General features: G+C 72.6%; 15 protein-coding genes. 4 read left to right on the plus strand and 11 right to left on the minus strand.

The genetic code is table 11. The annotated features are described in order from the left end of the window. Positions 1 to 289 precede the first annotated feature (289 nt). Positions 290 to 1588: a family 4 glycosyl hydrolase gene (locus tag QIS96_RS21470; protein WP_282544297.1), complete on the plus strand. Its 1299-nt coding sequence runs from the start codon at positions 290 to 292 to the stop codon at positions 1586 to 1588. A 181-nt stretch (positions 1589 to 1769) separates the two neighbouring features. Here the strand turns inward: QIS96_RS21470 and QIS96_RS21475 are convergent, their stop codons facing one another. The 4 genes from QIS96_RS21475 to QIS96_RS21490 all read right to left on the minus strand — a co-directional run bounded on the left by QIS96_RS21475 (position 1770) and on the right by QIS96_RS21490 (position 7819). Beyond that, a complete protein-coding gene (locus tag QIS96_RS21475) occupies positions 1770 to 2771 on the minus strand; it encodes an adenosine deaminase (protein WP_282544298.1) in 1002 nt (333 codons plus the stop codon). Between the two features lie 26 nt (positions 2772 to 2797). After that, positions 2798 to 3706 (minus strand): ribonuclease Z, encoded by a 909-nt coding sequence (locus tag QIS96_RS21480; protein WP_282544299.1) that lies wholly within the window; start codon positions 3704 to 3706, stop codon positions 2798 to 2800. Between the two features lie 46 nt (positions 3707 to 3752). Then, complete coding sequence (locus QIS96_RS21485) at positions 3753 to 4106, minus strand: histidine triad nucleotide-binding protein (RefSeq protein ID WP_282544300.1); 354 nt, start codon at positions 4104 to 4106, stop codon at positions 3753 to 3755. Positions 4107 to 4543: 437 nt separating this feature from the next. After that, positions 4544 to 7819 carry a S41 family peptidase gene (locus QIS96_RS21490; protein ID WP_282544301.1) on the minus strand — a complete coding sequence of 1092 codons (3276 nt, stop codon included), beginning with the start codon at positions 7817 to 7819 and terminating at the stop codon, positions 4544 to 4546. Between the two features lie 118 nt (positions 7820 to 7937). On the opposite strand from QIS96_RS21490, the gene QIS96_RS21495 reads away from it, so the two are divergent. Continuing rightward, positions 7938 to 8291, plus strand: coding sequence for a hypothetical protein (locus QIS96_RS21495; protein WP_282544302.1), 354 nt, complete (start codon positions 7938 to 7940; stop codon positions 8289 to 8291). Between the two features lie 180 nt (positions 8292 to 8471). Here the strand turns inward: QIS96_RS21495 and QIS96_RS21500 are convergent, their stop codons facing one another. The 4 genes from QIS96_RS21500 to hrcA all read right to left on the minus strand — a co-directional run bounded on the left by QIS96_RS21500 (position 8472) and on the right by hrcA (position 12591). Beyond that, a complete protein-coding gene (locus tag QIS96_RS21500) occupies positions 8472 to 9209 on the minus strand; it encodes a 16S rRNA (uracil(1498)-N(3))-methyltransferase (protein ID WP_282544303.1) in 738 nt (245 codons plus the stop codon). Beyond that, a complete protein-coding gene (locus QIS96_RS21505; protein WP_282544304.1) occupies positions 9206 to 10282 on the minus strand; it encodes a nitronate monooxygenase in 1077 nt (358 codons plus the stop codon). Before QIS96_RS21505 ends, QIS96_RS21500 begins: the two co-directional genes overlap by 4 nt. Before the next feature lie 155 nt (positions 10283 to 10437). Beyond that, positions 10438 to 11574, minus strand: coding sequence for a molecular chaperone DnaJ (gene dnaJ, locus QIS96_RS21510; RefSeq protein WP_282544305.1), 1137 nt, complete (start codon positions 11572 to 11574; stop codon positions 10438 to 10440). Beyond that, a complete protein-coding gene (hrcA, locus tag QIS96_RS21515; RefSeq protein WP_282544306.1) occupies positions 11575 to 12591 on the minus strand; it encodes a heat-inducible transcriptional repressor HrcA in 1017 nt (338 codons plus the stop codon). Positions 12592 to 12776: 185 nt separating this feature from the next. On the opposite strand from hrcA, the gene QIS96_RS21520 reads away from it, so the two are divergent. Both QIS96_RS21520 and QIS96_RS21525 read left to right on the plus strand, forming a co-directional pair. Then, a complete protein-coding gene (locus QIS96_RS21520) occupies positions 12777 to 13517 on the plus strand; it encodes an MBL fold metallo-hydrolase (RefSeq protein WP_282544307.1) in 741 nt (246 codons plus the stop codon). Positions 13518 to 13551: 34 nt separating this feature from the next. Further along, positions 13552 to 14364, plus strand: coding sequence for a DUF3097 domain-containing protein (locus tag QIS96_RS21525; RefSeq protein ID WP_282544308.1), 813 nt, complete (start codon positions 13552 to 13554; stop codon positions 14362 to 14364). A gap of 263 nt (positions 14365 to 14627) precedes the next feature. On the opposite strand, the gene hemW is transcribed toward QIS96_RS21525, so the two are convergent. From hemW to QIS96_RS21540, 3 genes are all read right to left on the minus strand, one after another. Next, on the minus strand, positions 14628 to 15860 hold the full coding sequence (hemW, locus tag QIS96_RS21530) for a radical SAM family heme chaperone HemW (RefSeq protein ID WP_282544309.1): 1233 nt from the start codon (positions 15858 to 15860) through the stop codon (positions 14628 to 14630). A gap of 199 nt (positions 15861 to 16059) precedes the next feature. Beyond that, positions 16060 to 18180: a SpoIIE family protein phosphatase gene (locus QIS96_RS21535; RefSeq protein WP_408907232.1), complete on the minus strand. Its 2121-nt coding sequence runs from the start codon at positions 18178 to 18180 to the stop codon at positions 16060 to 16062. Between the two features lie 275 nt (positions 18181 to 18455). After that, positions 18456 to 20345, minus strand: a complete 1890-nt coding sequence (locus QIS96_RS21540; protein WP_282544311.1) for an AMP-dependent synthetase/ligase — start codon at positions 20343 to 20345, stop codon at positions 18456 to 18458. Positions 20346 to 20612 lie beyond the last annotated feature (267 nt).

Below are 20612 nucleotides of genomic sequence, written 5' to 3' on the forward strand. Positions count from 1 at the left end.
CGAGCGGGTCGAGGCAGGCCCTGTGGTCGAGCCGGGCGCCGTCCTTGCGACCGCCGTCCTCGCGACTGCCGTCCTCGCGACCGCCGTTCACCGTCTGTTCGTCGAGACTCACCGTGCGCTCCCGCGTCCTTCGCGCGCTCCCCGTACATGGTGCGTGCAGGTCAGGCCAGTGTGCATCACCGCCGCCCGACGGGACCGGAACGCCGGTGCACGCGCGGTGACTCTGTCGGGTCGAGGTACAGCGGCACAGCGGCACAGCGGCGCGGGCGCATGAGGTAGCTTCCGCCGCATGAGGCTGACGATTCTCGGTGGCGGCGGATTCCGGGTGCCACTCGTGTACGGCGCCCTGGTGGGCAGCGAGATCACGGAACTCACCCTGTACGACACGGATCCGGTGCGGCTCGGCGTGATCCGCTCGGTCCTCGCGGGACTGCCCGCGGGCCCGCGCGTGCGGGTCGCCGAGGGGCTCGACGACGCGCTGCGCGGCGCGGACTTCGTGTTCTCCGCGATCCGCGTCGGCGGCACCGCGGGCCGCGTCCACGACGAGCGGGTGCCGCTGGCGGAGGGCGTGCTCGGGCAGGAGACGGTCGGCGCGGGCGGCGTCCTGTACGGGCTTCGCACGGTGCCCGTGGCCCTGCACATCGCGGAGCGGGTGGCGGCGGTGGCCCCCGACGCGTGGGTCATCAACTTCACCAACCCCGCGGGCACGGTGACCGAGGCCATGGCCTCCGTCCTCGGCGACCGCGTCATCGGCATCTGCGACTCCCCCGTCGGCCTGGTACGCCGCGCGGCGCGCGCCGCGGGCGCCGACCCGGACACGGTGTCGTACGACTACGTGGGCCTCAACCACCTCGGCTGGCTGCGGTCGTTGACGGCCCCGGACGGCCGCGACCTGCTCCCCGGGCTGCTCGCGGACGCCACGGCCCTCGCCTCCTTCGAGGAGGGCAAGCTCTTCGGTACGGAGTGGCTGCGGGCGCTCGGCGCGCTCCCCAACGAGTACCTGCACTACTACTACTTCCGCCGCGAGACCCTCGACGCGGTGCGCACCGCCGAGGAGACACGCGGCGAGTTCCTCGACCACCAGCAGGGCGAGTTCTTCGCCCGCGCGGCCGAACACCCGGACCGCGCCCACGAGTTGTGGGAGGCGACGCGCCTGGAGCGCGAGGAGACGTACATGGCGGACAGCCGCGCGGCGACCGGCGGCTGGCAGCGCGACTCCTGCGACCTGGACGGCGGCGGCTACGACCGGGTCGCGCTCACCCTGATGCGGGCGATCGCCTCCGGCGAGGGTGCGCGGCTGATTCTGAACGTCAGGAACGCCGGTACGGTGCCTGCGCTGCCGGACGACGCGATCGTGGAGACGGTGTGCGAGGTGGATGCGCGGGGGGCCCGCCCGCTGCCGTGCGCTCCGCTCGGGGAGGCGGAGTTGGGGCTCATGCTGCAGCTGAAGGCGGTGGAACGGGCCACGGTGGAGGCCGCCCTCTTCAAGGACCGCGAGGCAGCACTCAGGGCTCTCGCCCTGCACCCGCTGGTGGACTCCCCTGCGGTGGCGAGCCGAATCCTGGCGGCGGCGTCGGCCGACGCTTGATCCTTCCCCACCCCGCCCCTTCCCGAAAGTCCTGCGGACAGCTTCGGTGCTCCGCCCCGGACCCCGCTCCTCAAACGCCGGAGGGGCTGGTTTTGGCGGGGCGGAGCCCCGTTCTTCAGGGGCGCGGGGAACTGCGCAACCAGCGCCGCAGGCTTTCGGGAAGGGGCGGGGTGGGGAGGAATCAGTCGAACTCGTACGCCGCGACTTCCGCCAAGTACCGCTCGCGCAGCGCCTCGTCGTCCTCCAGGAAGGAGGCGAGGAAGGAGTTCCGGGCCAGTTCGCGGAGCTGACCGTGGTCGAGGGCGAGCGCCTCGTGGACCGCGTGGAACGTGTCCCCCACGTACCCCCCGAAGTACGACGGATCATCGGAGTTGACCGTGCACAGCAACCCCGCCGCCATCATCTGCGGCAGCGGGTGGGACTCGAGCACGTCGACCGCCCGCAGCCGCACATTGGACAGCGGGCACAGGGTCAGCGGGATCCGGTCCCGCACCAGGCGCTCGACCAGCGAGGCGTCCTCCATGCACCGCAGCCCGTGGTCGATCCGCTCGACGCCGAGGACGTCCAGGGCCTCCGTGATGTACGCCGCGGGCCCCTCCTCCCCCGCGTGCGCGACCCGGCGCAGGCCGAGCGCGGCAGCGGCCTCGTACACCTCGCGGAACTTCGCCGGCGGGTGGCCGACCTCCGCCGAGTCGAGGCCGACGCCGGTGATCCGGTGCAGATACGGCTTCGCGGCGTCAAGGGTCGCGAGGGCCGACTCGGCGGACTCGTCGCGCAGGAAGCACATGATGAGGCGGGTGGAGACGCCGTACCGCTCCTGGCTGCGGTCGAGCGCGCGGCCGAGGCCCTCGATCACCGTGCCGATGTCGACGCCGCGCGCGGTGTGCGCCTGCGGGTCGAAGAAGATCTCCGCGTGCCGTACGCCCTGTTCGGCGGCGCGCGCCAGATAGGCGTCGGCGAGTTCCTCGAAGTCGGCCTCGGTGTGCAGGACGGCCATCAGGCCGTAGTACAGGTCGAGGAAGGACTGCAGGTCCTCGAAGAGGTACGCGCGGCGCAGCTCCTCGGTGTCCGCGTAAGGGAGTTCGACGCCGTTGCGGGCGGCGAGCGCGAAGGCCAGCTCGGGTTCGAGGGTGCCTTCGATGTGCAGGTGGAGTTCGGCCTTGGGGAGGAGCGTGGAGTGCATGGGCGTACGTACTTTCGCGAGACGGTTCAGGTGCGCCGCTTGGGCACGGGGACGGTCGACAGGTCGGCCGCCACGGTCAGTTCCCCCGTGAACCCGGCGGCGCGGGCCTGCCGGGCGAACTCCTGCGGGTCGGCGTACCGCTGGGAGAAGTGTGTGAGGACGAGGTGCCGCACCCCGGCGTCGCGGGCCACCGCGCCTGCCTCGCCGGACGTCAAGTGGCCGTGGTCGCGGGCGAGTTGCTCGTCCTCGTCGAGGAAGGTCGACTCGATGACGAGCAGGTCGCAGCCCTCGGCGAGCGCGTGCACGCCGTCGCAGAGGCGGGTGTCCATGACGAACGCGAACCGCTGCCCGTACCGCACCTCGCTGACGTCGTCGAGGCGCACGCCGCGCAGCTCGCCCTCGCGTTGCAGCCGGCCCACGTCCGGGCCCGCGATGCCGCGCTCGGCGAGGAGTTCGGGCACCATCCGCCGCCCGTCGGGCTCGACGAGCCGGTAGCCGAAGGACTCGACGGGGTGCGAGAGCCTGCGCGCTTCGAGCGTGTACGCGGGCGTGGCGGCGAGCACGCCGTCGGCGGCGACCGGGGCTTCGGTGAGCTGCACGGTCTCGCGGTACGCGGTGGCGTACCGGAGCCGCTCGAAGAAATGCTGGCCGGAGCGCGGGTAGTGGGCGGTGACCGCGTGCGGCACGCGGTCGAGGTTGATGCGCTGGATCACTCCGGCGAGGCCGAGTGAGTGGTCGCCGTGGAAGTGCGTGACGCAGATCCGGTCGATGTCGTGCGCGGCGACACCGGCGCGCAGCATCTGCCGCTGGGTGCCCTCGCCGGGGTCGAAGAGAATGCCCTGGCCGTCCCAGCGCAGCAGGTAGCCGTTGTGGTTGCGGTGCCGCGTCGGCACCTGGCTGGCGGTGCCGAGGACGACGAATTCACGTACGGACAAGGTGAGTTACCGGTTCTTCGGCTTCTTCGGCTGTCTGGTCGGTCGCCTACCCGGGGGGCCACTGCATGCCGCGGCCGCCGAGGATGTGGGCGTGCGCGTGGAACACGGTCTGGCCTGCGCCGCTGCCGGTGTTGAACACCAGGCGGTAGCTCTCCAGCTTTTCCTCCGCGGCGACCTCTCCGGCCTCGCGCAGCAGGTCGGCGGTGATCTGCGGTTCGGCGGCGGCGAGGGTGGCGGCGTCCGCGTAGTGGACCTTGGGGATGACCAGGACGTGAGTCGGGGCCTGGGGGTTGATGTCGCGGAAGGCGTACGTGGTGTCGGTCTCGCGTACGACGGTCGCGGGCACCTCCCCAGCGATGATTTTGCAGAACAGGCAGTCTGCTTGTGCCTCACCGGCCATGGGGCGGGCCTCCTCGGTCCGTTCGATCGTGTACGTACGGCATGGTATCCGGCCATCTTTTCCCCACCCCGCCCCTTCCCGAACCGGGGCGCAGCCCCGGGCCCCGGCAACCTTTCGACTGCCGCGCCGTCGTGGCCGGTCGCGCAGTTCCCCGCGCCCCTGAAAGCCAGCCCCTGCCGGGGCTAAATCCCGCCCCCAGCCCGCAAATTCAGCCCCTCCGGCGTTTGAGATGGGGGTCCCCCTGCTCGAGCGCAGCCGAGAGCTTGGGGGAGGGGTCCGGGGCGGAGCCCCGAAATAGGGGCGCGGGGAACTGCGCGACCAGCCACAGCGGCGCGGCAGCCGAAAGACGAGCCGGGGTCCGGGGGCGACAGCCCCCGGGGAGCGGGGGCCGGGGCGGAGGCCTCGGGGAGCGGGGGCCGGGGCGGAGGCCTCGGGGTTTAGAGGGGCGGCAGCTCCGGGGGAACCTTCGCCGGGTTCTCCGACAGCGCGGCCAGCGCCATCCGCACGGCCTCCCCCAACTGCGGATCCCGCCCACCCGCATAGTCCTGCGGCGCCATCACGACCTCGACGTCCGGATCGACGCCGTGGTTCTCCACGTCCCACCCGTAACCCTCGAGCCAGATCGCGTACTTGGGCTGCGTGACGAGCGTCCCGTCGACCAGCCGGTAGCGGCTGTCGATGCCGATGACGCCGCCCCACGTCCGCGTACCCACCACGGGCCCGATGCCGAGCGCCTTGATCGCCGCGTTGACGATGTCGCCGTCGGAGCCGGAGAACTCGTTGGCGACGGCGACGACCGGGCCGCGCGGCGCGTCCAGCGGGTAGCTGGTGGCGGCCTCCCCGCGCGGCAGGTCCCAGCCCACGATGCGCCGGGCGAGCTTCTCCACGACGAGCTGCGAGGTGTGGCCGCCGCGGTTCTCCCGTACGTCGACGATCAGTCCCTCCTTGGCCACCTCCACCCGCAGGTCGCGGTGGATCTGAGCCCAGCCGGGCGCCTGCATGTCGGGCACGTGCAGGTAGCCGAGGCGGCCGTCGGAGAGCTCGTGCACGTACGCCCGCCGGTCGGCGACCCACGCGTGGTACCGCAGCGGCTCCTCGTCGTCGATCGGCACGACCACGGCGTGCCGCGGATCGCCGCCGCCGGACGGCGAGACGGTCAGCTCGACGGGCCGGCCCGCGGCGCCCACGAGCAGCGGTCCGGGCCCGGTGACCGGGTCGACGGGCCGGCCGTCGACCGCGAGCAGCGCGTCCCCGGGACGCACCGCGACGCCGGGCGCGGCGAGCGGCGAGCGGGCGTGCGGGTCGGAGGTCTCGGAGGCGAGGACGCGGTCGACGCGCCAACTGCCGTCCTCGTGCCGGGAGATGTCCGCGCCGAGCAGGCCCTGCCGGGTGTCGGAGCCGCCGTACCCGCCGGGTCCGCTGACGTAGGCGTGCGAGGTGCCGAGCTCGCCGTTGAGTTCGTAGATCAGGTCGACGAGGTCGTCGTGGGTGGCGAGGCGGTCGACGACGGGCCGGTACCGGTCGCGGACGGCGTCCCAGTCGACGCCGCCCATGTCCGCGCGCCAGAAGTGGTCGCGCATGAGGCGGCCGGCCTCGTCGAACATCTGCCGCCACTCGGCGACCGGGTCGACGGTCTGGCGGATGCGGGACAGGTCGACGGTGATGTGGCTGTCGCCGTCGTCGTCGGAGGGGGCGCGCCGGTCGCTGGGGACGACCTTCAGCTGGTCGCCGCTGCGCAGCAGGACGCGCTTGCCGTCGCCACTGACGCTGAACTGGTCGGCGTCGGAGCTGAGTTCCTCGATCCGGCGCTGGGCCAGGTCGTACCGTTCGAGCGCGGTCTGCGGGCCCGGGTCGTCGAGGCCCGCCCGGTTCGCGCCGAGGGCGCCGCTGACCGGGTGGCGCAGCCAGAGCAGGCCGTCCTTGGCGGCGCGCAGCGTGGAGTAGCGGGCGGCCTCGACGGGGAAGGGCACGATCCGGTCGGCGAGGCCTTCGAGGTCGATACGGGTGGTGGGGGCGTCGTCGCCGCCCTGGACCTCGCCGGACTTCTCGGCGCTCTCGAAGGGCCGGCCGTGCCGCTGCGGCCCGAACGGCGAGGGCGTCGTCGCGGACAGCGTGATGAGGTGCGGGCGGCAGGCGCCGACGAAGGCCAGGTCGAAGACGTGCACGTCGTAGACCGGGTCGAAGGAGCGCTCGGAGAGGAACGCGAGGTGCCGGCCGTCGAGGGTGAACGCGGGCGCGTAGTCGCGGAAGCGCAGCGGGGTCGCCTCGGAGACGGCGAGGTCGGCGGTGTTGGCGAGCTTGATCTGGCAGAGCGGCGCGGGGCCGGGGTGGGACCAGGCGAGCCAGCCGGAGTCGGGCGAGAAGACGAGGCCGGAGGCTTCGCCGTGCTCGCTGCGGTCGACCTCCCTGACCTCGCCGGAGGCGCGCTCGACGAGCAGGATCCGCCCGTCGTGCGAGGCGACGGCGGCCCGGCTGCCGTCGGGCGCCATGGCGAGCGCGAGCACCCGCCCCAACTGCCCTGCGGCGACCCGGCGTACGGACCCTCCGGGCGCGACGCCGGTGGCGGGCGAGAACTCCAGGGCGTCGTCGCCCTCCGCGTCCGTCACCCACACCACGTGCTCCTCGCCCTCCACGCGGAAGGTGCGGGGCAGCCGGGCGCGTACGCCGGGTTCGGCGGTGAGGGTGCGGGCGGGGCCGTCGCGGTGGGTCACCCAGTGCACGGCGCCGCGCACGGAGACGGCGCTGCCGCGCCCGGTGTGGTCGGGGACGGCCGGCCCGAGGTGCCGCTCGGGCCGTACGGGGTGCGGCTGCAGGTCGGTGCGCTGCCCGCCGAGGCTGATGTCGAGCCGGCGCGGCTCGGCGGCAGCGGGGTCGTCCAGGCTGTCGAGGAGCCAGAGTTCACCGGCCGACGTATAGACGACGCGACGTCCGTCGGTGGCGGCGTGCCGGGCGTAGAAGCCGCTTCCTTCGGCGCCGAGCGGCGTGTGCCGCCGCAGATCGCTCCCGTCCGGCAGGGACGAGTAGACGGCCCCGACCCCCTCGTGATCGGACAGGAAAGCGATCCTTCCCCAAGCTCTCGGCTCCGCTCGAGCAGGGGAGTCCCCAATCCCCACCCACATCGCGTACTCGATGTTCCCGTCGAGCTCTTCGTGTACGCGAACGAACTCCCCGGCCGTCCCGCCTTCGGCTCGATCGATCCACAGCTTCCCGGCCGTGCCGCCCCGGTACCGCTTCCAGTACGCGGCCTCGCGGCCCATCGTCACGGTCTGCAGCAGCACCTGGCCGTCGGGCCCGAAGGCGAGGTCGCCGACCGGCCCGTACGGCAGCACCGGCGCGGGTCCGCCGTCGAGCGGGACGGCGCGGGCCCAGCTGCGGCGCAGCGAGGCCTGGCCCTCGGTGGTGACCGCGAGGACCTGGCCGTCCGGGGTCCAGCCGCGCACGGAGGTCTTCCAACTCCCCCAGTGCGTCAGGCGTTTGGCGGGTCCGCCGTCGACCGGCGCGACATGCACCTCGGGCGCGCCGTCCCGGGTGGAGGTCCAGGCGACCAGGGCCCCGTCGGGCGAGATGCAGGGATGGTCGACCGGCATGTTGTCGGCGCTGACCCGCCAGGCGCGACCGCCGTCGAGCGGAGCGACCCAGACGTCGTCCTCAGCGATGAAGGCGACCAAGTCGCCCTGAATGTGCGGGAACCGGAGGTAGGAAGGCTGCGTCACCCCGCCAGCCTATGCAGGCCGAGCCGGGGAGGTGACGGCTTTGGATCACTTGGCCGAGGCGCGCGCCCGTGTCCAAATCCCGGTGCACGAGGCCCACTTGCCGCCCTACGGTGACCCGATGACCAACAACCACCGCCTCCGCCGGCTGACCACCGAGGAAGCGACCCACCTCTGGACGGTCCGCCACCACCACTCCCGTACGGGCCCCTGCGCGGAGGTCCTCAGCCTGTACGCGGAGGGCTCCAAGGTCCCGCTCCGCCTGATGTTCCAGGAGGGCGAGGGCCGGTTCGTGGGGGAGGCCCACATGGCCACGGGCTACGTCTCGACGACCGGGGGCCGACCGCTGAACCTGCGGGAACCGGGCACGGTACGCAAGCTGATCGACGCAGCCCACGCCGCCGGCCTGCTCCCGGGCACCGGTGAGACAGACGGCTGGCCGGTGTACGAGGCGGTCGCTGGGACCGAGGCCTGATCCCCCACACCCTCAAACGCCGGAGGGGCTGGTTTTTCAGGGGCGCGGGGAACTGCGCGACCAGCCACGACGGCGGGGCAGCCGAAAGACAGCGGGGTCCGGGGCGCAGCCCCGAAGCTGCTGCAAGCTTTCGGGAAGGGGCGGGGAGGGGAAGGAATAAGCCCTAGGGGGCGTCTCCCCCTAGCCCCAGCGCCCGCTCCGCCCCAGCAGCAACGCCCCCGCAGCCGTCCCCGCAGTGGACGTACGAAGCACGGAAGGCCCGAGCCGGTACGGCTGCGCCCCGGCCGCCGCGAAGGCGGCCAACTCCTCGGGCGACACGCCCCCTTCAGGCCCGACGACCAGAACAACGTCCCCGCTCGAGGGAAGCTCCGCCGAGGCCAACGGCAAACTGCCCTCCTCATGCAGAACGGCCGCAAACGCCGCCCCGGAAAGCAGCGCCGCCACCTCCTTCGTGGAGGCCAGCTCGGAAACCTCGGGGAACCGCAGCCGCCGCGCCTGCTTGCCCGCCTCGCGCGCCGTCGCCCGCCACTTGCCGAGCGACTTCAGCCCCCGCTCCCCGCGCCACTGCGTGATGCAGCGGGACGCCGCCCACGGCACGATCGCGTCGACCCCGGTCTCCGTCATCGTCTCCACGGCCAGCTCGCCCCGGTCGCCCTTGGGCAGGGCCTGCACGACGGTGATCCGCGGCGCGGGCTCGGGGTCCGTGAGCGACCCGGTCAGCTCGACCGTCAGCCGGTCCTTGCCCTCCGCCGCGAGCACCACACCGGACGCCCCGCGCCCGCGCCCGTCCGTGAGGACCACCTGCTCCCCCGCGCGCAGCCGCCGTACGGATACCGCGTGCCGGCCCTCGGGCCCGTCGAGCAGGAACTCGCCGCCGCCGGAGGGGACTTCGTCCACGACGAAGACCGGCGCGGTCATCGCGCGTCGCCCCGCCGCGTGAGCGCGGTCCGCGCCGTGTCCAGCTCGGCCGCGAGCACCTCGACCAGCTGACCGGCCGGCAGGCCACGGCTCAGCCGGTGGCCCTGGCCCGCCCACAGGCTCATGGCCTGCGCGTCCCCGGCCTTGGCCGCGGCCTTGCGGATGCCGCCCGTGAGGTAGTGGACCTGGGGGTACGCGGCGGGCGCGTACCGGCCGTGCTCACGCATGAAGCGGTTGACGAGGCCACGGGCGGGGCGGCCGGAGAACGCGCGGGTGAGTTCGGTGCGTACGAACAGGGGGTTGGTCATGGCCTGCTTGTGCAGCGGGTTCGCGCCCGACTCGGGGCAGACCAGGAACGCCGTGCCGAGCTGCGCCGCGTCCGCGCCGGCCGCGAGCACCGCCGCGATCTGGCTGCCGCGCATCAGACCGCCGGCCGCGATGATCGGCAGCTGCACGGTCTCGCGCACCTGGGCGATCAGCGCGAGCAGTCCGACGCCACTGCCGTCCCGCTCCGGGTCGTCGCGGTGCGTGCCCTGGTGGCCGCCGGCCTCGATGCCCTGCACGCACACCGCGTCCGCACCCGACCACTGCGCGGTCTGCGCCTCCTCGGCGCTGGTGACGGTGACGACGGTGGTGGTGCCGACCCGCGAGAACGCGTCGAGCACATCGCGCGTGGGGCAGCCGAAGGTGAAGGAGACGACGGGGACGGGGTCGTCGAAGAGGACGGCCAGCTTCGCCTCGTAGCCGTCGTCACGCCCGGAGTCCGGGTCGCCGAGGGGGGCGTCGTACCAGGCGGACTCGCCCGCGAGCTGGTGGGCGTAGACGGCGACGGCGCTCTGGTCGGCGCAGTCGGGCTGCGGCATGAACAGGTTGACGCCGAAGGGCCGGTCGGTCAGCCCGCGCAGCTGCTTGATCTCCTGGTACATGCCGTCGGCGGTCTTGTACCCGGCGGCCAGGAATCCGAGGCCGCCGGCTTCGGACACGGCCGCGGCCAGAGCGGGGCAGGACGCGCCACCGGCCATGGGGGCCTGCACGATCGGGTACGGGCTGAGATCGGTCAGTGCGGTGGACATGAGCGCATGCTTTCACGTCCCGGTCGCCCGCTGAAACGGAGCCCCGCCTCGCTGTGGGCAGCTGTTCCGCTGGGGCGGAACGGGTGGGCACAGCGCCCCGGCGCCGAGTGCGCTGAACGACAAGCCCTGCTCAGCCCCCGGCGCCGGTGCCTCTCTCAACGCCCGTTGAACGCATCCTTCAACCGATGGAACAGCCCCTGCTGCCCCGGCTGGAACTGCCCCGTGGGCCGCTCCTCGCCGCGAGCCTTGGCGAGCTCCCGCAGGATCCGCTCCTGCTCCGGGTCGAGCTTGGTGGGCGTGGTGACCTCGACGTGCACGATGAGGTCACCGCGGCCGCCGCCGCGCAGGTGCGTGATGCCGCGGCCGTGCAGCGGGATCGACTGGCCGGACTGGGTGCCGGGCCTGATGTCGACCTCCTCCATGCCGTCGAGCGTCTCCAACGGCACCTTCGTGCCGAGCGCCGCCGCCGTCATCGGGATGGTGACCGTGCAGTGCAGGTCGTCCCCGCGCCGCTGGAACACCGGGTGCGGCAGCTCGTGGATCTCTACGTAGAGGTCGCCGGCGGGGCCGCCGCCGGGGCCGACCTCGCCCTCGCCCGCGAGCTGGATGCGGGTGCCGTTGTCCACACCGGCCGGGATCTTCACCGTCAGGGTGCGACGGGAGCGGATCCGGCCGTCGCCCGCGCACTCCGGGCACGGGGTCGGGACGACGGTGCCGAAGCCCTGGCACTGCGGGCAGGGGCGCGAGGTCATGACCTGGCCGAGGAAGGACCGGGTGACCTGCGAGACCTCACCGCGGCCGCGGCACATGTCGCAGGTCTGCGCCGAGGTGCCGGGTGCGGCGCCCTCGCCGGAGCACGTCGTACAGACGACGGCCGTGTCGACCTGGATGTCCTTCGTCGTGCCGAAGGCCGCCTCGTCCAGCTCGATCTCGAGCCGGATCATGGCGTCCTGGCCACGGCGCGTACGCGAACGGGGTCCGCGCTGGGACGCCGTACCGAAGAACGCGTCCATGATGTCCGAGAAGTTCCCGAACCCGCCTTGGCCGAAGCCGCCCGCGCCGCCTCCGCCGCTCTGCGACAGGGGGTCGCCGCCGAGGTCGTAGACCTGCTTCTTCTGCGGGTCGGAGAGCACCTCGTAAGCGGCGTTGATCTCCTTGAACCGCTCCTGGGTCTTCGGGTCGGGGTTCACATCGGGGTGAAGTTCCCTCGCCAGCCTCCGGAAGGCCTTCTTGATCTCGTCCTGGGAAGCGTCGCGGCGCACGCCAAGAGTGGCGTAGTAGTCCGTGGCCACTTACGACTCCGCCAGGATCTGTCCGACGTAACGTGCCACTGCGCGTACTGCTCCCATCGTTCCGGGGTAGTCCATGCGGGTCGGTCCGACCACGCCGAGTTTGGCGACTGCTTCGCCGCCCGAACCGTAGCCGACCGACACCACGGACGTGGAGTTGAGGCCCTCGTGGGCGTTCTCGTGCCCGATGCGTACGGTCATGCCCGAATCCTTGGCCTCGCCGAGCAGCTTGAGGAGCACGACCTGCTCCTCGAGTGCTTCGAGCACCGGCCGGATCACGAGCGGGAAATCATGTCCGAAGCGGGTGAGATTGGCGGTGCCGCCGATCATCAGCCGCTCCTCGGTCTCCTCCACGAGCGTTTCGAGGAGGGTCGCGAGGACCGTCGAGACGGTGCCGCGGTCGTCCGTCTCGAAGGACTCGGGAAGGTCCTGCACCAGCTGCGGCACGTCCGAGAAGCGACGTCCCGCGACCCTGCTGTTGAGCCGGGCCCGCAGATCCGCGAGCGCGGTCTCGCCGAACGGCGCCGGGCAGTCCACGTGCCGCTGCTCGACCCGGCCGGTGTCGGTGATCACGACGAGCATCAGCCGCGCGGGCGCGAGCGAGAGCAACTCGACGTGGCGCACCGTGGACCGGGTGAGCGACGGGTACTGCACGACGGCGACCTGCCGGGTCAGCTGCGCGAGCAGCCGCACCGTACGGCCCACGACGTCGTCGAGGTCGACGGCGCCGTCGAGGAAGTTCTGGATGGCGCGGCGCTCGGCGCCGGAGAGCGGCTTGACGCCCGCGAGCTTGTCGACGAAGAGGCGGTACCCCTTGTCGGTGGGGATGCGCCCGGCGCTGGTGTGCGGCTGGGCGATGAAGCCCTCTTCCTCCAGGGCCGCCATGTCGTTGCGCACGGTGGCCGGGGAGACGCCGAGGCGGTGCCGCTCGGTGAGCGCCTTGGAGCCGACGGGCTCCTCGGTGCCGACGTAGTCCTGGACGATGGCGCGCAGCACCTCAAGTCTGCGTTCACTCAGCATGCGCGCACACCTCCCTGCACTCGTCCGCGGTCGCCCGCTTCACTGCCTGTCTCATCTGTCTGGCACTCAGCACAGCAGAGTGCCAGCATTTCACCGGCCCAGTGTACGGCCGTGGGGTACGCCCGCGGCAAGGGTGGGGGCGGCGAGGCCGCGCAGCCCCGCGCGGGCGGGGTTAGCGTCTCCCTATGCGGTTGACTTGGGAAGGGCCGTACGCCTCCGAGTGGGAGCGGTTGTCGCCGTACGCGGCGCGCCGCCGCATGCCGGTGTGGGACTGCACGGTGGGCCTGGTCGCGGGCGAGCACGCGGCGCTCCTGGTCGACGCGGGTTCCTCACTGCGCGAGGGCGCGGAGCTGCGCCGGCAGGCGGAGGCCCTGCTCGGCGGCGGACGTGTGACACATCTCGCGCTCACGCACCCGCACTTCGACCACGTCCTGGGCGCGGCCGCCTACTCCGGCGTCGAGGTGTTCGGCGCGGTCGGCGTCGACGTGGTCCTGGAGCGCGGCCGGGACGAGCTCGCGGCGGACGCGGTACGGCACGGCCTGGACCGGCGCGCGGCGGGCGAGGCCGCGGATCTCCTGGTCCGCCCGCACCATCTGGTGTGCGGCGAGTGGACCCTCGACCTGGGCGGGGTGCAGGTGCTCCTGGCGAACGTCGGGCCCGGCCACACCGGTCATGACCTGGCGGTGCTCGTCTCGGGCGGGAACGGTTCCCCGGAGATCGTGTTCTGCGGCGACCTGGTCGAGGAGTCCGGCGACCCGCAGGCGGGCTCGGACGCGATGCCGACGCTGTGGCCGTACGCCCTGGACCGGCTTCTGGAACTGGGCGGGGAGGACGCGGTGTACGTGCCGGGGCACGGTTCGGTGGTGAACGCGGAGTTTGTCCGCGCCCAACGCGCCTCGCTGGCAACGCTGTTCGGCGTGTCGTAGTCGCGGCATCCCCGCTTCTCTTATCGTCTGCCGAATGCGCAGCTACAGCCCCGATCTCACGCCCCCGTGGAAGAAGCCGAAGCCGGTCCCCGAGGTGGCGGCGGAACGCGACCTGGTCGTGGAGGAGGTCACCACCGGGTTCTGCGGTGCGGTGATCGGCTGCGAGGCGGGCACGGTGACCCTGGAGGACCGCTTCGGCAAGCACCGCGTCTTCCCGCTCGAACCACGCGGCTTCCTCCTGGAGGGCCGCGTCGTCACGCTCGTACGCCCCGCCGCGGCGGCTCCGGTACGTCCCACGCGTACGGCCTCCGGTTCGGTGGCCGTCCCCGGTGCTCGGGCCCGGGTGGCGCGGGCCGGGCGGATCTACGTGGAGGGGCGGCACGACGCGGAGCTGGTCGAGAAGGTGTGGGGGGACGACCTGCGGGTCGAGGGTGTGGTCGTGGAGTACCTGGAGGGCGTCGACGATCTTCCCGCCGTCGTCGCCGAGTTCGCGCCGGACGCGGATGCGCGGCTCGGGGTCCTGGTCGACCACCTGGTGCCCGGTTCGAAGGAGTCCCGCATCGTGGCGTCGGTGCGCAGCGAGCACGCGCTGGTGGTGGGGCACCCGTACATCGACATCTGGGAGGCGGTGAAGCCGTCCACTCTCGGCATCGCGGGGTGGCCCCGCGTGCCCCGGGGGCAGGACTGGAAGACGGGCGTCTGCGAGGCGCTGGGCTGGCCGTCCTCCAACACCGGCGCGGTGTGGCAGGCGATTCTGGCCCGGGTGACCTCGTACAAGGACCTGGAGCCGGAACTCCTGGGCCGGGTCGAGGAGTTGATCGACTTCGTGACGGCACCGGCGGAGTAGCCCAGGCGTTTCCTCTCCCCACCCCGCCCCTTCCCGAACTGGGGCTCCGCCCCAGACCCCGCTCCTCAAACGCCGGAGGGGCTGAATTGAGCGACGATACGGGCCCCGATAGGGGCGCGGGGCTGTGACACTTGCGGCTCCGCCGCGTGGGCGCGACCAGCCACGACGGCGCAGCAGCCGAAAACGGCCCGGGGACGGGGGCGGAGCCCCGCAGTCGATCGAAGGTCTCGGGAAGGGGCGGGGTGGGGTGGGGAGAGAAAGCCCTAGTCGACCAAGTCCCGCACAACCCCGTCCGCCAACAACCGCCCCCGCAGGGTAAGCACCGCACGCCCCTCGTCGTACGGGCCCGGATCGAGCAACCCCTCCGAGAGGAACCCGCGCGCGGCCGAGAGCCCGTCGGACCGGAGCAGGGACAGCGGGACCCCCTCCCGCAGCCGGAGTTCGAGGAGGATCCGCTCGACCCGCCGGTCCTCCGCGGACAGCAGCTCCCGCCCCGCCCCCGGCGAGCGCCCTGCGACCAGCGCCTGTGCGTACGCCCCCGGATGCTTGACGTTCCACCACCGCACACCCCCGACGTGCGAGTGCGCCCCAGGGCCGGCCCCCCACCAGTCCGCCCCGCGCCAGTACAGCTCGTTGTGCAGGCAGCGGCCGGCGTCCGTGGTGGCCCAGTTGGACACCTCGTACCAGGAGAAGCCCGCCGCGGCGAGGAGCTCGTCGGCGATGAGGTAGCGGTCGGCGTGCACGTCGTCGTCGGTCATCGGGACCTCGCCGCGACGGATGCGGCGGGCCAGCTGGGTGCCCTCCTCGACGATCAGCGCGTACGCCGAGACGTGGTCGGGGCCCGCGCCGATCGCCGCTTCGAGGGAGGCCCGCCAGTCGTCGTCGGACTCGCCGGGCGTGCCGTAGATCAGGTCGAGGTTGACGTGCGCGAAGCCGGCGGCGCGGGCCTCGGCGACGCAGGCCTCGGGCCGGCCGGGGGTGTGCGTGCGGTCGAGCACCTTCAGGACGTGCTGCCGGGCGCTCTGCATGCCGAACGAGATCCGGTTGAAGCCGCCCTCGCGCAGCTCGGTGAGGTACGCCGGGTCGACGGACTCCGGGTTGGCCTCCGTGGTGACCTCGGCGTCCGGTGCGAGCCCGAACTCCGACCGCAGCGCGCCCAGGACCCGTACGAGATCGGCAGCGGGCAGCAGCGTGGGGGTACCGCCGCCGACGAAGACGGTGCGGACGGGGCGCGGGTCGTCGCCGAGGACCTTGCGGGCGAGGCGGATCTCCTCGATCAGGTGGTCCGCGTAGTTGTCCCGCGAGGCCAGGGCGCCCTCGGGTCCGCGCAGCTCGCTCGCGGTGTAGGTGTTGAAGTCGCAGTACCCGCAGCGGGTCGCGCAGTACGGGACGTGCAGATAGAACCCGAGGGGGCGGGCGGCCGCGTCGGCCAGGGCGTGCGCGGGCAGCGCCCCGTCGGAGGGGACGGGCTCGCCATCGGGGAGTACGGAGGGCATGGGGTCCATTGTCCCGTACCGCCGCCGGGAGCCGATCTGCCTGTGGATAACTCCCGACCGCGCCTCACGTACAGGTGGATCACTGCCACGTGGATCACTGCCACGTGGATCACTGCCACGTGGATCACTGCCACGTGGATCACAGCCACGTGGATCACAGCCACGTGGATCACAGCCACGTGGATCACAGCCACGTGGATCACTGCGCCTGAAGCACCAGCAGTGCCAGGTCGTCGTCGGGCGGCTCGGCGGAGAACTCGTGCACGAGGTGGCGGATCCGCTCCGCGACGTGCAGGGCGCTCAGGTCCGTGCAGGTGGCGAGGGCGGCGGCGAGCCCGTCGCCGTCGTCGAACTGCCGTGGCCCGTCGCGGCGTTCGGTGACGCCGTCGGTGACGAGGAGGAGGGTCTCGCCGCGGCGCAGCAGGAAGGTCTCGCCGGTGTACGTCGCGTCCTCCAGGACGCCGAGGATCACCTGCGGCTCGGCGGCGGCCCGGACGCCGCCCTCCGGGTCGAGGATCAGCGGCAGCGGGTGGCCCGCGCAGGCCACGGTGCAGCGCACGCCGTCGTCGGTGGGGACGAGTTCTCCGTAGAGGACGGAGAGGAACCGGGTGGGCGAGGCGGTGTCGGGGGAGCCGGTGTGCGGCAAGACGGTGTGCGGCGAGCCGTGCGCCCGGCTCGTACGCGCGAGGGGGTCCACGTCGGCCGTTCGCGCAAGTGGGTCCACTCCGCCGAGGCCCGCGGCGGCGACGGCTCGGGCCGCGGCCTCGGCGGCTTCCATGGCGTCGTCGAGGAGGGCCTGGTTGAGGCGGGTGAGCACGTCGCCGACGCTGTACCCCTCGCGGGCGAGCAGCCGCAGCCAGGGGCGGGCGAGGCCGGTGACGACGGCGGCCTCGGGCCCGTTGCCGCAGACGTCGCCGAGTGCGAAGCACCAGCGGCCGCCGCCCGCGGGGAACACGTCGTAGAAGTCACCGCCGGCAAGGCCCTTGTCGCGGGGCTCGTAGACGAGCGCGGTCTGCAGGCCCGGGACCTCGGCGACGGAGCTGGGCAGGAGGCCGCGCTGCAGGACGCGGCTGATGGTGGCCTGCCGGGTGTACTGCCGGGCCGCGCCCACGGCGAGGGCGACGCGGCGGCTGAAGTCCTGAAGGAGTCCGGTCACGTCGTCGGGGAAGCGCCGCAGTCCGGCCCGGCCGACGAGCAGCGTGCCGAGCGAGCGGCCGCCCGCGACGAGGCGGTGCGCGAGGGCCGTGCCGCTGCTCTCGGCGAGACCCTCGGCGGGCCAGGGCACGGGGACGGGGCCGGAGTGCAGGGGGCCGGCCAGGCGCGGCGGCTCCTTCTCCAGGACGCGGTGCAGCTCCTCGATCCGGTTCTCGCTGCGGTGCCAGACGCGCGCGAGCCGAGGCACGGAGGCCGGGGGCGCGGTGCGCCGGTCGCCCTCGTCGTCGAGCCAGACCGCGCACCAGTCGGCGAGGTGCGGGACGAGCAGCTGTCCGGCGAGTGCGGCGACCAGGTCCTCGTCGAGCTGCCCGGCGAGCAGGTCGGAGGCCTCGGCGAGGAACGTGACGGCGTCACGGTGGCCCCAGGCGCCGGGGTCGCGGTCGCCACTGCCCGAATCGTCGGCGCCGGAGTCGCTGCCGCCGGGGTGGCTCGCGCGGTCCTGGCCGGCCGGGGCGAGCAGTTCGGCGGCTTCGGCGGCTTCGGCGGCGCGGAGCCCACGCTCGGCGGCCTGCTCCCCCGCGTATGCCTCCAACTCCCTTGCCACATCGACTCCGTCCACGGGCAGCCGCGCCCAGACGGTCTTGCTGCCGGTGCGGTACGTGATGCCCCAGGACTCGGCGAGCGAGGCGACGAGGTGGAGGCCGCGGCCGTACTCGGCCCCGTCGGACGCGCGGTCGGCGCTCGCGCCGTGGACGGGGCGGGCGGGGTGGTGGTCGGTGACCTCGACGAGCAGCGAGGCGCCCTCGCCCTCGTCGTTCTCCTCGGCGTACTCGAAGCGGCAGAGCAGCTCCACGTCGGTGCCGGCGTGCACCACCGCGTTGGTGACGAGCTCGCTGACGAGCACCACGGCGTCGTCGGCGAGCCGCTCCGTGATGCCGTCGACGGCGGGCGGCGACGGGTCCTCCGCCGGGTCGGCCCGCGCGGCGTCAGCTCGTACGGCGGGCTCCGCCCAGTCGGCGAGGGCGGAGCGGACGAAGCGGCGGGCGGCGGCGGGCGCCAGGGAGTTGCCGGGCAGGGCGGTGCGCGCGCAGGGGTGGGCCTCCCGCGGGACGGGCGGAGGCGACGGGCGGGACTCCGGCGCATGCGAGTCGGTCTCCCGCTGCATTGGAATGAACCCCACGTGCAGCTCCTGAGCGGTTCGGACGGTGTGCTGCCTCAGGCGGCCACGCCAGAGTGACAGACAGACCCGGCCCATAAGCACCGAGTTACCGAACTGGGCCGCCAAGGGCGCAAACCGTGCTATGCCCGCGCTCGGATTCGGTCAGTTCCGCGCAGGAAACGCGGGTGCGGCCCCTGAACCGGATCGGACCGGATCGCATCCAGGGGCCGCACCCGCGTCGTACGACGCTCAGAACCGGACTCTCAGAGCCGGCAGCGCGCTCACTTCTCCACGGTGCCCGCGTACATCTCATCGATGAGCGCCTTGTACTCGCGCTCCACGACCGGCCGCTTCAGCTTCAGGCTGGGCGTCAACTCGCCGTGCTCCACGTCGAGATCGCGCGGAAGGAGCCGGAACTTCTTGATCGTCTGCCACTTCTGCAGGCCCTGGTTGAGCTCCTGCACATAGCCGTCGATCAGTGCGACCGTCCGCTGGTCCGCGACCACGTCCTCGTACGGCTTCCCGCCGAGGCCCTGCTCCTCGGCCCAGCCCAGGATCGACGGCTCGTCGAGCGCGATCAGGGCGGTGCAGAAGTTCCGGTCCGCGCCGTGCACCAGGATGTTGGAGACGTACGGGCAGACCGCCTTGAACTGGCCCTCGACCTCGGCCGGCGCGATGTACTTGCCGCCGGACGTCTTGATCAGGTCCTTCTTGCGGTCGGTGATCCGCAGATAGCCGTCGGCCGACAGCTCGCCGATGTCGCCGGTGTGGAACCAGCCGTCGGACTCCAGGACTTCGTCGGTCTTCTCGGGCAGCCCGTGGTAGCCCTGCATGATGCCGGGGCCGCGCAGGAGGATCTCGCCGTCGTCCGCGATCCGCACCTCGGTGCCGGGCAGCGGCTTGCCGACGGTGCCGGTGCGGTACGCCTCGCCGGGGTTCACGAAGGAGGCGGCGCTGGACTCGGTGAGCCCGTACCCCTCCAGGATGTGGATGCCGGCGCCGGAGAAGAAGTAGCCGATCTCGGGCGCGAGCGCCGCCGAGCCGGAGACGCAGGCCCGAAGGCGGCCGCCGAAGGCGTCGCGCAGCTTGCCGTAGACCAGCTTGTCGGCGACGGCGTGCTTGGCGGAGAGCGGGAACGGCGCCGATGCGTTGCCGGTCCTGCGGAAGTTGTCCTGCGTGACCTTGGCGTACTCGCGGGCCACGCCGGCCGCCCACTGGAAGATCTTGTACTTGACGCCGCCACCCGCGCGGGCCTTGGCGGCGACCCCGTTGTAAACCTTCTCGAAGATCCGCGGCACGGCGGCCATGTAGGTCGGCTGCACGACCGGCAGATTCTCGATGATCTTGTCCACGCGGCCGTCGACGGCGGTGACGTGCCCGACCTCGATCTGCCCGCTGGTCAGCACCTTGCCGAAGACGTGCGCGAGCGGCAGCCACAGGTACTGCACGTCCTCGGGCCCGACGAGCCCGGTCGCCGCGATGGCCTTCGCCATGTACGACCAGTTGTCGTGCGGCAGCCGCACACCCTTGGGGCGGCCGGTGGTGCCCGAGGTGTAGATCAGCGTGGCCAGCTGATCCTTGGTGATGTTCCCGATCCGCTCCTTGACGGCCTCCGGGTTCTTCTCCAGGTACGCCGCACCGCGCGCCTCCAGGTCGGCGAGCGAGAGCACCCAGCCGTCCTCGGCGTCGTCCGTCGCGAGCCCGTGGTCGCCGTCGACGAGGACGACGTGCTTGAGCTCGGGCAGCTCCGCGCGCCGCTCCCGCGCCTTCGCCAGCTGCGCCTCGTTCTCGGCGATCAGCACCTTGCTGGCGGAGTCCGAGAGGATGTACGCCGATTCGTCGGCGTTGGTCGAGGAGTACACCGTCGTCGTGGCCGCGCCCGCGCAGAGGATCGCGAGGTCGGCGAGGATCCACTCGACCCGGGTGTCGGAGGCCAGCGCCACGCGCTCCTCGGGCTCGATGCCGAGGTCGATCAGACCGGCGGCGATCGCGAACACCCGCTCCGCGGCCTGTCCCCAGCTCAGGGACTTCCAGTCGTCGGGCCCGCTGCCGGCGGCCGGTGGCACCGGATAGCGGTAGGCCTCGGCGTCCGGAGTGGCCGCGACGCGCTCCAGGAAGAGGCCCGCCACGGAGGGCGGACGGTTCTCGATCAGTGTCTGTGTGTCGCTCACGACATCCTCCGGGCCCGCGACAGTGCGTGCGTCTGTGTAGTGCGTGCGTCTGTTGGCGATGGGGCGATTGTCTGAGAAGGGGGCGTTGTGGGGGTCATTGTTTAACTAGCGAGTAACCTTCGAGCAGTGATCAGAGTAGAGCGCCCGCGCCCGCCGCGTAAGGGGCTGCGACCTCTCACTTTCAACAGAACGCAGCAAGGCTCACGCACATGACAAAGGCCCGCCGCGCGACACGCACGACGGGCCCAAGCCGTGAGGAACCGAGAT

Source organism: Streptomyces cavernicola (assembly GCF_029968035.1).
In the GTDB taxonomy this organism is placed as follows: Bacteria; Actinomycetota; Actinomycetes; order Streptomycetales; family Streptomycetaceae; genus Streptomyces; species Streptomyces cavernicola.